The organism is Lactococcus muris (assembly GCF_042849115.1).
Classification (GTDB): domain Bacteria; phylum Bacillota; class Bacilli; order Lactobacillales; family Streptococcaceae; genus Lactococcus; species Lactococcus muris.
In genome coordinates, this window is record NZ_BAAFQO010000008.1 from 82,961 (window position 1) to 95,527 (window position 12,567).

At 40.7% G+C, this 12,567-nt stretch carries 11 protein-coding genes; 7 read left to right on the forward strand and 4 right to left on the reverse strand.

What is annotated here, in order from left to right; translation table 11 throughout:
• Nucleotides 1–20 precede the first annotated feature (20 nt).
• From pheT to ACGHCK_RS06275, 3 genes are all read left to right on the forward strand, one after another.
• Nucleotides 21–2,429, forward strand: a complete 2,409-nt coding sequence (gene pheT, locus ACGHCK_RS06265) for a phenylalanine--tRNA ligase subunit beta (RefSeq protein WP_251422910.1) — start codon at nt 21–23, stop codon at nt 2,427–2,429.
• Nucleotides 2,430–2,725: 296 nt separating this feature from the next.
• Nucleotides 2,726–3,739, forward strand: coding sequence for a 3D domain-containing protein (locus ACGHCK_RS06270; RefSeq protein ID WP_251422907.1), 1,014 nt, complete (start codon nt 2,726–2,728; stop codon nt 3,737–3,739).
• A 344-nt stretch (nt 3,740–4,083) separates the two neighbouring features.
• Nucleotides 4,084–5,706 carry a hypothetical protein gene (locus tag ACGHCK_RS06275; protein WP_251422903.1) on the forward strand — a complete coding sequence of 541 codons (1,623 nt, stop codon included), beginning with the start codon at nt 4,084–4,086 and terminating at the stop codon, nt 5,704–5,706.
• Nucleotides 5,707–5,805: 99 nt separating this feature from the next.
• Here ACGHCK_RS06275 and ACGHCK_RS06280 read toward each other — a convergent pair whose 3' ends face one another.
• The 4 genes from ACGHCK_RS06280 to ACGHCK_RS06295 all read right to left on the reverse strand — a co-directional run bounded on the left by ACGHCK_RS06280 (nt 5,806) and on the right by ACGHCK_RS06295 (nt 8,936).
• The gene (locus tag ACGHCK_RS06280; RefSeq protein WP_251422899.1) at nt 5,806–6,000 is read right to left on the reverse strand and encodes a hypothetical protein; all 195 of its coding nucleotides are present in this window, start codon (nt 5,998–6,000) and stop codon (nt 5,806–5,808) included.
• 23 nt (nt 6,001–6,023) lie between these two features.
• On the reverse strand, nt 6,024–6,797 hold the full coding sequence (locus ACGHCK_RS06285) for an XRE family transcriptional regulator (protein WP_251422896.1): 774 nt from the start codon (nt 6,795–6,797) through the stop codon (nt 6,024–6,026).
• A 322-nt stretch (nt 6,798–7,119) separates the two neighbouring features.
• Nucleotides 7,120–7,563 carry a MarR family winged helix-turn-helix transcriptional regulator gene (locus ACGHCK_RS06290; RefSeq protein WP_202231178.1) on the reverse strand — a complete coding sequence of 148 codons (444 nt, stop codon included), beginning with the start codon at nt 7,561–7,563 and terminating at the stop codon, nt 7,120–7,122.
• A gap of 2 nt (nt 7,564–7,565) precedes the next feature.
• Complete coding sequence (locus ACGHCK_RS06295) at nt 7,566–8,936, reverse strand: MFS transporter (RefSeq protein WP_271328127.1); 1,371 nt, start codon at nt 8,934–8,936, stop codon at nt 7,566–7,568.
• Between the two features lie 620 nt (nt 8,937–9,556).
• Between ACGHCK_RS06295 and rsgA the strand changes: the two genes are divergently transcribed.
• From rsgA to ACGHCK_RS06315, 4 genes are read left to right on the forward strand one after another with little or no spacing between them, the layout of a single operon-like run.
• Nucleotides 9,557–10,438, forward strand: a complete 882-nt coding sequence (rsgA, locus tag ACGHCK_RS06300; RefSeq protein WP_202231176.1) for a ribosome small subunit-dependent GTPase A — start codon at nt 9,557–9,559, stop codon at nt 10,436–10,438.
• A complete protein-coding gene (locus tag ACGHCK_RS06305) occupies nt 10,410–10,616 on the forward strand; it encodes a hypothetical protein (RefSeq protein WP_202231175.1) in 207 nt (68 codons plus the stop codon). The genes rsgA and ACGHCK_RS06305 overlap by 29 nt, the downstream gene beginning before the upstream one ends.
• An 8-nt stretch (nt 10,617–10,624) precedes the next feature.
• Nucleotides 10,625–11,284 (forward strand): ribulose-phosphate 3-epimerase, encoded by a 660-nt coding sequence (rpe, locus tag ACGHCK_RS06310; RefSeq protein ID WP_202231174.1) that lies wholly within the window; start codon nt 10,625–10,627, stop codon nt 11,282–11,284.
• A complete protein-coding gene (locus ACGHCK_RS06315; RefSeq protein ID WP_202231173.1) occupies nt 11,281–12,567 on the forward strand; it encodes a DNA recombination protein RmuC in 1,287 nt (428 codons plus the stop codon). Before rpe ends, ACGHCK_RS06315 begins: the two co-directional genes overlap by 4 nt.

A 12,567-nucleotide genomic window follows, 5' to 3' on the forward strand; every position in this document is an offset into this window, starting at 1 on the left:
AGAATAAAAGGAAAAGTAAAATGTTAGTATCATACAAATGGTTAAAAAAATTAGTCAACGGCATTGATGACATTCCTGTCACAGATTTGGCAGAAAAAATGTCCTTGTCTGGTATTGAAATTGAGGGTGTCACAGTACCGGGAGAGGGTTTATCAAAAATAGTAGTCGGTGAAGTATTAACCTGTGAAGATGTACCGGACACTCATCTTCATATTTGCCAAGTTGATGTTGGTGAAGAAGAACCTCTTCAAATCGTTTGTGGTGCGCCAAACGTAAAAGCAGGAATTAAAGCAATCACTGCGCTCGTGGGAGCACGCATTGCCGATAATTATAAAATTAAAAAAGGAAAAATCCGAGGTATTGTTTCACTAGGGATGCTTTGTGCACTTGATGAAATCGGTATTCCGGAGTCTGTAAATCCGATGAAACACGAGGAAGGTATCTATATCCTGCCTGAAGACGCTGTGGTTGGCGACAGTGTCCTTCCTTATCTTGACTTGGATGATGAAATCATTGAGCCAGATATCTTGGCAAATCGTGCAGATGCGATGTCTATGCGCGGTGTGGCCTATGAAGTAGCAGCTATCTACGGCAAAACAGTTAATTTTGAAGATAAAAAACTAACAGAGGTTGACAGAAAAGCTACAGATAAAATTGCTGTAAAGGTAGAGACAAGTACAGAACAAGTACCAACCTATAAAATTCGTATAATTGAAAATGTAAAGATCGCCCCATCTCCGCTTTGGCTCCAAAATACACTGATGAATGCGGGTATTCGTCCAATAAATAATGTCGTTGACGTAACGAATTATGTCTTGATGTATTATGGACAGCCATTGCATGCTTTTGATTTTGACAAATTTGGTGCAGACGAAATCTTGGTGCGTCAAGCGCAAGACGGTGAAAAGATTGTGACCCTTGATGAGCAAGAGCGTGAGCTCAGCAGAGAAGACATAGTCATCACAGCCAACGGAAAACCAGTAGCACTTGGTGGTGTCATGGGAGGGCTGGATAGCGAAATCACAGAGCAAACCACAAATGTTGCTTTGGAGGCTGCGCTTTTCAATGGCACATCAATCCGGAAAACATCGCACAAGTTTGCACTACGTTCAGAATCATCAAGCCGCTTTGAAAAAGGAATTAATCAAGGCACAGTCCGTGAAGCTTTGGATTTTGCAGCCGCAATGATTCAAGAGCTTGCTGGTGGTGAAGTTCTTTCTGGTGTGGTTGAGTCAAACGACTTTATGCCAGAACCTCAAGAGGTTAAAACTACTTTAGAACGTATCAATGCTTCTCTTGGAACAAATCTTACAGTGGAGAAAGTGTTAGAAATTTTAGCGCAACTTGGATTTGAAACCCAAGAAAACAAGGGCGAATTCCATATTCAAATCCCATCACGTCGGTGGGATATCAAGATTGAAGCAGATATTGTTGAAGAAATCGCACGAATTTATGGGTATGACAACTTGCCAAGTACCTTGCCTGCAGGAGCTACAGTTGGAGAGTTAACAGCTATGCAGAAATTACGCCGAAAAGTACGCACCAACGTTGAAGCTGCCGGACTTTCGGAAGTTATTGGCTACTCATTGACAAGCTCTGAAAAAGCTCGGGAATTTGTTAATGGGCAAAAACCAACAACTTCATTACTCTTGCCAATGACCGAAGATCGTCAAACATTACGGATTAGCCAAATTCCAGGACTTTTGGATATCATCAATTATAACCAGAACCGTAAAAATGCAGATGTAGCCATCTATGAGATAGGCAACATTTTCCTTGCATCAGATTCAGAAGATTCCCGTCCTTTAGAAATTCCTCATCTTGCCTTTGCCATCTCTGGAAATGTAGAGGACAAAACCTATAATTCAGCAGCTGTAGCCGTTGACTTTTATCATGCAAAAGCCATTGTTGAACAGCTTTTGGCAGGCTATGAAAATCTTTCCTTTGAAGCCGACTCAGATATCAAAGAAATGCATCCAGGGCGCACAGCGCGAGTTTTAGTGGGCAATCGTCAAGTTGGTTTTGTTGGACAAGTACACCCTGCAACAGCAAAAGCTTATGATATTAAGGAAACTTACGTGGCTTCCCTTGACTTGGAAGCGATGCTTGAGCTTGCTCCAGCCCAAACGGTTTTTGTCGATATTCCAAAAGTACAAGCTGTAAACCGTGATATTGCTATGCTTGTTGATAGAGACAAAACACATGCTGACATCGTAGAAGTGATTACATCAAGCAAAGTGAGAAGCTTGAGTAAAGTAGAGCTCTTCGATATCTATCAAGGTGATAACTTACCAGAAGGCAAGAAGTCAATGGCCTATAGCTTGACCTTCCAAAGTCGTGAAAATACAATGACAGAAGAAGAAATTGCCAGAGCTATGGCTAAAATTACAAAAAATCTTGTAGAAAAACTCAATGCTGAAATCCGTTAACAAAGGACAGAAGTTGGTACAGCTGTCTTAAAAAACAGAAAAATGCTCATGATAGCGAAGAAAGCTATTTTGAGTATTTTTATTTGTACACTTTGATTAGATCTTGACTACTTTCACAAAAAGAATGTTAATATGCAAAAAATGTAGCAGACCACGAACTTTTTTCTGCTTCATATAAGAATTCTAAAAAGTCAAGAGATGAAGTGTTAATAAAAGCGTTTTATATTAAGTTTAAATAACCACATGTAAAGCATATGAAATCTTTCTGAACTACTTTTGTGTTAGAATGGTAAAATATGAAAAAGAAAAATTGGAAAAAGCAAGCAGCTATACTGGTTTTATCGGTTGGCATGCTTACTTTAGGCTTACCAGCTGTGCAAGCTGATGAAAGTTCGATAGATGCAAAAATCGAAAACTTTCAAAGGCAACTCAATGCAGAACTTTCTCAGGCGAATGCAATTTATACCAAAGCAAATGATTCACAAACTGAACTCAAAGCAACTCAGGAAAAGATTGAACATTTGAATACAGAGATTGAGAAAACCGAAGAAAAATATAATTCTTTAAAGGAAACTGTAGCGGGTCAAATGCGTGCAATGCAGGAGCGCGGCGGCGTTTTTCCTTCAGTTCTTGATATAGTGCTCAACGCAGCAGATTTTCACGAAGCTGTGCAAGCGCTGACGAACTTAAGGCTTATCTTACATGCAGAAGATGCCCAAGCCAAGTCCTTGGTTGATACTCAGCAAAACTTAGAGAGAATGAAACACTCGCTTCTTAAAGCAAAAACTGAGTTGGAAGCAGCTCAAACGGATTATGAGAAGCAGGTAGAAAAACTTGAGGAAAGCATAGCTCTACTCAAAAACAAGGTGACAGATAATCAGAGTATCCTTGATGAAATGCGTATAAAGGCTGCAACGCTCAATAGAGATTCAGGAAAATCAAAAATAGATTCCCTTTCAGTCGATAGGACAGTAGATTCAGAAGTTTCTGATGAGAGCAATTCTATAATGACGCCATCGGGCGGCGGAGCTCATTCATTAATCGTTTCAGCTACAGCTTACGCTTCAGATAATGGACTAGGATTTATTACGGCAACGGGCATAAACCTCCATCTGAACCCTATGTGCATCGCTGTAGATCCTTCTGTGATTCCTTTAGGAACGATGGTTGAAGTACCGGGATATGGTATAGCGATTGCGGGAGATACAGGAGGCGCGATTGTGGGGAATATTATCGATGTCCACTTTCCTACTACAGCCCAAGCTCAGGCGTGGGGACGTAAAACACTTCAGATTAACGTGTTGAGTTAATAAGTAAGGTTAGAACCCTCTTGTACAGAGGCAGTTGTGTGAAGCTCTATGAAAGGAGCTTTACACAACTGCTTTTTATTTTGCTATAGAGACAGTATTCTAAATGTCCATTCTATAAAGATTACGAAAAGCAGACTTACTATGTAGGGAATACTGTTATTCTTATAGTTTCTAAGGCTAATTCCGATAGTCATTTTAAATCCAGAGTTTGCTTTTCTCATCAAACACTCATTTCATTTGACCTTTTTTTTTTTTTATACTATAGACTCAGAAAGTAAACGTAACATTAGAAATGCATATGTAATGAAAACCCAAAAGTAAATGTTACGTCAAAGGAGGAGTTTATGACACCAGAAAAGAAAAAACGGCGGCAGCTGCGCAATCTCGCACTCTTATCGCTCTTACTGCTCTTGGTAGGCGGCACCTTTGCCTTCCAAGCCTTCAATCAGCGGGCCATCAATGACCGCATTCGGGAGAACTCGGTCGGCGGACGTACCCACGACTACTATAACCGTGATACTGAAAACAAAGATGTTTTCGTTGAAAACTTCGGTGATGTTGAAATCATGGTGCGCATCAGATTGTCGGAATTTATGGAAATTCAAAGAGGGGGTACAACAGGTTTTGAGCCTCTGGTACCAGGCACCACCCGTGATGATGTGGACAGCTGGACAATCATGCGACCAGCTGCAAATGATCTAAATACTCGTACAGGTGCCTCAGCAGCTTTCAATCGCTACTCGCGACTGACCTTTGGTTGGGAACGTGCAGGACAAGATGCGCCATGGTTCATGCCAACTTTTAACCATGATAACACAGACCTAATGACAGCAGCTGCAGGGCACGCCCGTGACTGGATAGCAGGTGGCGGAGCTACAGATGCGGTAACAGATGGCGCGACTCATCCCGGTGACGGTACAGATGCTTACTGGTCATCAGGCGATGATTTTGACAATAGTGGCGGGACTTGGCCGGGAGAAACTATCACAAACGATGCTGCACAAAACTTACAACAAGACCGTGCTCCGATGACGATAGACCAGTGGTATGCCCTACCAGCTGCAGATAAAACAGGTAATTTTTGGGTGATTGATAGCCGGACGGGCTGGGCCTATTGGGCCAATACGCTCCAGTCAGGGCAAGCGACTTCTTACTTGATTGATGCGGCAGAGATGGCTGCGGCTGCTGGTAACATCCCGGGTCAATACTATTACAGTATTCATGTGGACAGTCAGTTGATCAGTTCAGATCAAACTCAGGAATTCTTGACACTTGAAGCAGATGGAACAATTCCGCATATTCACTTGTCTCTTTTACTCCAAGAAATCACAAATAATGACGGTAATCCAGGCGTTTTTGAGGATGCACAGCCAGAGGCGTTTAACTTTAGTGCCATGAACCCAGGACGTGTTTTCACCATGGCGGGTGAACAGTACCGTTATCTGGAAAATATGGGTTCTGGTAATCACATGATTATCCGAAACCATACCTTTGCTAACACAAGCTTTGCTCAGGAAGAAGAAGTTTTCGATTCTTGGTTTGATGGGCTAGAACCAGCAGTTCAAGATCGAGTGCAACCTGTGTCTGATGACTTTGTGACAGGAAATGTTCCTTATGGAGATATTACCTTTGACGGGCCAGGACCGCGCTGGATCCCCAACAATCTGGACGATTTTCCAGAGGTTGCGGCCGATGTGACTCGGGTGGATACTGGCGGAACTTCCCGTGCCTTTTCCCTTTCCTTGGCTGATGTGACACGCTTATCAGGGCCAGGCCGTGCTTTCCCTAACCATGCAGAACGTGTGGGGGGCGGTGATACTTGGTGGAGGCTACGTACCCATGGCGAATCCTCGGTCAGAGGTTGGTTCGTAAACAATGGTGATGGTATTGGTGGCGAATTGAGTGTTGTTGGACATGGTTGGACTGCTGGTAGTGGCGGTCTCCGCCCAGCCCTTATCATCCGTTAACAAAACCAATGAAATAAATAAAAAACGTTCAATATTGAACCATTTATGGTTCTTTTGAACGTTTTATGTTTTTTAGGAAGCTTTCTATCTTTTTTACTGTCACGAGACTTTTTGTCTCGCTTTAAGCTTTAACGTTGCAGCTAAATCAATAAGTTTTTTTGATTCATTATTTTTGCTCTGTTTAGCCTCGCGTAACTCTCTTTCTTCTGGGCTAAACCAGAGGACGAGCTCATAGAGAGCTGCAAAACCTAAACCCATACCACCAAATATTAAAACAATCTCTATATATTCCATCTTAGACCTTCTTTTAGCTTTTCTTAGTTTTCTATTAATTCAGGATCTATCGCTTCGATACAATCAACCACAGGTCCTACGATTCTTGATGTTTCCTCATCAAGATAGAAGTCCTTGTATTGAGGGTCAGGGTTGAGAGAGTGACAGCGAAAACTCTCTTCTTCTCGGAAAACTTGCTTGCAGTAGAGCTGTTCCTCTCCAGGACCACCTTCCGAAATCACATAGATATCTCCATCCCGATCAAACCCAGTTGCAATAAAAGTTACAATAGAGGAGTCAGGATATTCTGGTTGCATGGAGTCACCTTTGATACGCGCAGCACCATCATAACGCCCGGGGCGAATATCTGTGAATACGGTATAAGTTTCCTGTGTATCGTTTAAAGACTGACCAAATCCAGCAGAAAGTTGTTCATCAGCAACCTCAATCGTATAGAGCTCCTCACGGCGATAAGTTTGCAAAGGGATAATGTTATCTGAGGGAGGGAGAGGTTCAGCTTTTTGAGTGGCGAGAAACCTAGAAAAATCCAGAATACTGTTCTGTTGTTCAGCATCTAGTGTATTGTAAATATTGAGAAGCTCAATAAAAGGAGAATCAGATTTTTGTTCATTGAGAATAAGGTCAATAGGGGTATTGTAAATGTCCCCGAGCTTGACAATCATCTCTAGAGCTGGATTGCCTGTTTTTTTCTCCCAAAGTGCATAAGTTCCTTGAGTGATATCAAGCATTTCAGCAAGCTCTTTTTGAGTAAAATGATGCTTTTTACGCAACTTTTTAAGGTTTTGTCCTAAATTCATACCTCAACCTCTTTTATTGAATTTATCAATATTATAAGTTAATAAGGGTTGAAAGTCAAGTGTAAAAATTGAAAAAATCAATAAAAGACATAATGCAAGAGAAGAGCCTGTCTGTGAGAAAGCGGTGGAGCTTTTATTATCTAGTAGGATCGGGCAATGATTATGTGAAAGATGATGAAATTTATAAAATAAAGGCTTGTTGGACAGGTCCCAGACGGGGAGTAACTTAGGATTTGTCAATTCGGGTTTCGGTTACATTTTCTGTATGAAAAAACACAGGTTCTAGGGAAAGCCATTACGGGGCTTGTGCCATTCAATATTATCAATTGATAGGCGGTTCTTTATCACTCAGTGGCTGATAGGTGTTGACAAGGCGTGATAAAAGTGAAGCGAACAGTTGCGACTCATCTGCTGTCAATCCATCAAGCGCTTGACGGATAACTTGACAGTAGATTTTTTTGACCGTGGGTAAAGCTTGCTGAGCTTTTGGAGTTAAATATAATTCAGAGCGACGATGATCATCAGAGGCAGGTTGCTTTCTGACCCAGCCGGCAGAGACAAGTTCATTTATCTGTCGCGTTACGATACTTTGTTCGCGATGGAACTCCTTGATAAAGAATGCTTGACTAACACCTGGATTTTCGTCTATTTTTTCAAGATAGATATAGTTTTTGCTATTTAGACCTATTTTTTTATATTGAAAGTTGAGTTCCGTATGTAACTTATGATTCAAAATAAAAGTTAACTTGTCCATTCTAAATTCCATAATTAAGCATCCTTTCGAGAACTTTGACGTAGATAAAGTCCGAAGAAGCTTAACATCAAAACAACGATGAAGATTGTTGCCCACATTGCAAGACGCATTCCAGTAACAAAATTGCTTGGAATATCAGCTAAGACAATCAAAACAGTTATCGCTGAAGCTCCAAAAGCTTGGCGTAAACTATTATTAAGTGCTGTGGCGTGACTAATCTCATCAGGAGCAATGGCTATAAAAGCTTCTGACATCGCAGGTGAAAAGACCAGAGCATTGCCTATCATACGCACCATATAAGCTATGGTCAACAGCCATACGGGAGTTGTATCTGAAATCATGACAAAAGGAATTGCTGCAATCAGCATTAAGAGCCCTCCTGAGATAATAAGGTACTTAGGGCCGTACCGATCATAAAGCCGTCCCACTAGGGCGGCACAAAGTGCATTTAGAATTGCTCCAGGTAAAAGAATCATCCCGGATACCATACTGTCGAGGTGTAAAACATTCTGAGTAAAGATTGGTAACATTTGTTCAGTTCCAAGTAAAACCATAAAAGCACAGATACCAACTAAGGTCATCAGTCTAAATGGACGGTTCTTAACCAACTGAACTTTGAGCATGGGTTGCTTTAAACGCAATTGTCGCTTGATAAAGATGAACAAGACAAGGATTCCGATAGCCAGCATGCTCCAACCCTGAATAGCCGAAGTTTGGAAAACAGTCAAGCTGGCAAGAGTCAAGCCTGATCCAATCAAGGATAATGTTACAGAGGTAAAATCAATCTGGATATCTTTTGGTTCAGAAAAGTTAGGGAAGGCAAGCCAACCCACCAATAACACGAAAAGCATCAGCGGTAAAACTAAGATGAAAATATAGCGCCATCCTAACGTGTTAACAATTAATCCTGAAAGAGTAGGCCCAATTGCTGGTCCAAAGGCAATGACTAAACCTGACAAACCGAGGATTGTTCCACGTTTTTCGCTGGGATAGATTGAAATCATCGTGGTCATCTGAAAGGACATTAATATACCACCAGCACAGGCTTGGATTAAGCGTGCAAAGAGTAACATCCAAAAGCTAGTCGCAAAACAGCCGAGCAAAGTTCCCAAAACAAAGAGCGTAAGAGAAGACAAAAAAATATTGCGCTTTTTGAATTTTTCATACAGGTTTGATGACAGGGGTGTGATAACTCCCATCATTAAAGTATAACCTGTTGTAAGCCATTGGACTAAAGACAGTGAAACATTCATATCATGTCCAATGACAGGTAGAGCAGTGACCATCATTGTTTGACTAGCTAAACTAACAAAACAAGTAAACAATAACAAGAGAGTAACAATCAACCGTATTTTAGGATCGATCGTTTTAGCAATAGTATCCATATAATAAAATCCTTTCACTGAAAAATACATGCAAATGCATTTAATATTGTACATGCAATTACATCTTTTGTCAAGAAAGGAACTGGTGATAAACATTTAGATAATGGAGGCAAGTGCTTATAACTTTTGGATACGCATCAGCTTGTCCAAGATGTCTATCAAAGATAGGAAGATATTTGTAAAGGTTATAATCTTCCCTAGATTTAAGTTTATCGGAAGATTATAAACATGTGGGGGATAAGCAAGAACAGTACGAGAAAATGTTATAATAGAGAAGTACACATATTTTCTTTCCTGCCAGCAAAGGCGAGATAAACGGTCTGATAAAAAACTGTCAAAGGAAAAGTATCTCTACTTGTAGGTGTAAAAAAACTTTTGGTCTAACTTCTTTCAAAAAGCCGTGCTTATGGAGGGGGATGAAAGTGAAGGAAAGGATGTAAACAAACCTATACTGGAACGAAAGGGTTAAGCTGAAAAACTAAGCGAGAGCTAGAGGAGAGGGGGAGCAAGAGGAAAGTTATTATTGTTTTTAACTCTAGAAAAAGCAGCGCATCGTAGAAAGAGAGCAGCATAGAGGAGTGCAAAGAGAATAAAAACATAATTTCTGCTAAAATATCAATATGGTAAAAAAAGGACGTATTATTAAATCTTTAGCAGGATTTTACAATGTAGAATCTGAGGGACAAGTTTATCAAACGCGTGCGCGGGGGAACTTTCGGAAGAAAGGAATGAAGCCAATCGTTGGCGATTTTGTGGACTTTTCAGCTGAAGAAAACTCAGAAGGCTATATCTTAGATATACACGAACGGAAAAACAGTTTGATTCGTCCTTCGATTGCAAATATTGATCAGGCGGTTATCATCATGTCGACGGTTAACCCAGATTTTTCATTGAATCTGCTGGATCGGTTTCTTGTTTTTCTGGAACATAAAAATATCCGTCCCCTTATCTATATTTCCAAGCTTGACCTGATGGAGGATTTAAGCACTTATCAAAAATTTAAACAAGACTATGAACAGATTGGGTATCAGATTTTCTTTGACTGGAAAGAGCTGGAAAAGTCTTTGGCTGGTAAGGTAACTGTTTTTATGGGACAAACAGGGGCAGGGAAAACGACCTTGCTAAATTTGATTGCACCGGGCATGAATTTGGCGACTGGCGAAACCTCAGACAAGTTAGGCCGTGGCCGTCACACAACACGTCATGTGGAGTTCTTTGAAGTTGCATCAGGCTTAATTGCAGATACACCAGGTTTCTCAAATCTAGACTATGATGTTTCTAACCAACCAGATTTAAATGCAGCCTTTCCAGAAATTTTACGAGAGAGTCATGGGTGTAAGTTTAGAGAATGTACCCATACACATGAGCCTTCTTGTGCTGTCAAGCTTGCACTTGAAGAAGGCAGAATTTTAGCGAGTCGCTATGAGGACTATCTGCAATTATTAACAGAAATAAATAACACGAGGGAAACTTATGCCAAACAAAGAAAAAAACAAAATTAAAGGAAACATTTGGATGAAGCAGGCCGGCTTCTTAGGTTTAGTGATTCTTTGGGCTTTAATCATTTTCTTTAAAAATAGCTTGGGAGACTGGAAGTGGCCGTTATTTGCTTTTCTGGTTGTCTTGACTGTTTGGGGTTTATATCAAATCAATAAAGCCTTCTTTGGCTTGAAAAAATAGGAGGAAACATGCAACAATTTACAAATAAAATAGCACCGTCTATTCTCGCAGCTGACTTTGGTGCCTTTACAGCAGAAGTCGCAAAGATTAAAGCTGCTGGTGCAGATTATGTACATATTGATGTTATGGATGGTCACTTTGTCGATAATCTGACCTTTGGTTCGGGCGTGGTTGCAGCACTTCGCCCACATACAGATATGGTTTTGGATGTGCACATGATGGTCGAAAATCCAGAAAAATATGTTGAAGAATTTGCTCAGGCTGGTGCAGATATCATGAGCATTCATGTTGAAGCGACAGCGCATATCCACGGGGCATTGCAGAAGATCAAAGCTGCGGGGATGAAAGCAAGCGTGGTCATCAATCCTGGAACACCCGTCTCAGCCATTGAGCCCGTTCTCAGTATGGTTGATATGGTTTTAGTAATGACTGTCAATCCTGGTTTTGGAGGTCAAGCTTTTATTCCAGAAACCATGGATAAAGTTCGTGAGCTTGTGAAAATACGTGAAACCAAAGGCTTGATTTTTGAGATTGAGGTAGATGGTGGCATTGACGATAAAACGATAGAGCAAGCACGTGATGCAGGGGCAAATGTATTTGTGGCTGGGTCCTTTGTTTTCAAGGGAGATGTAGCTGCTAAGGTTCAGAAGTTGAGAGATAAGTTATGAACATATTTATCATTATTCTTTTGATTTTAGCTCTTCTGATAGGAACAGCTAATCTTTTCAAAAAACCAGCCATAGACTCCAAACTGAATGCCAGAGTGGAAAACCTTTCGTCAAATTTAACAGAACTACGTTTAGAAATGTCTCAACAGCTGGGGCAAAATCGTCAAGAAATGTCGGGTACTGTATTAAACCTTTCCCATAATCTGAATGAAAACCTGTCGAATTTGACAGAAAATATCAATACCAAATTTGACCATCAGTTTAAGGATTTACAAAGTTCCAATGAGCAAAAACTGGATAAGATTGCCCTCAACTTAGCAGAGATGTCAGAGGCAATGACTGAAAAATTTGACCGAAAGTTCCAAGAATTGCAAGAAGCTAACGATAAAAAATTAAGTCAAATCCAGAACACAGTAGATGAAAAACTTCAGGAAACGCTGAATAAAAGAATTTCTCAAAGCTTTGAGCAAGTCACTAATCTTCTGACTTCTGTGGACAAAGGACTGGGAGAGATGCGCAATCTCGCCAGCGATGTTGACAGTTTGCAAAAAGTGATGACAGGCGTGAAAACGCGAGGAATTATTGGTGAAGTGCAACTTGGGCGGATTTTGGATCAGATTTTTACCGCAGGACAATATCAGGAACAAGTCAATATTCAAGAGCGAAATGCTGTGGACTTTGCGGTTGTGATGCCTGGTAAATTAGAGGGCAGCGATGTTTTATTGCCGATTGACTCAAAGTTTCCTTTGGAAGACTATCAGCGCTTGCAGGCTGCTCTTGAAACAAACGATACGGTGGCGATTGAAGCATCAAGAAAAGCTCTGTTTGCGGCGGTTAAAGCTCAGGCAAAATCAATTTCGGAAAAATACATTTTACCGCCAAAGACAACGGATTTTGCCATTATGTTTTTACCTATTGAGGGACTTTTCATGGAAGTGGTGAATAATACAGAGCTTTATGAGCAACTCAGCCGTGATTATAAAGTGAATATTACTGGTCCAACAACCATGACAGCTGTTTTGAACAGCTTACAAATGGGCTTTAAGACCTTACAGATTGAACAAAAATCCAGTGAAGTGTACGAAATGCTTGGGGCAGTCAAGACCGAATTTGGCAAATTTGAAACCTCGCTCAAGAAAGTTCATGAACGTTTGCAACAGTCTGAAAAGGAAATCAACACGCTGATTACGACAAGAACAAATGTCATGAATCGTAAATTGCGCACGATTGATGCCATTGATAAAGAGACGAGTGCTGCGCTTTTAGAAATAGAAGGGGACTAA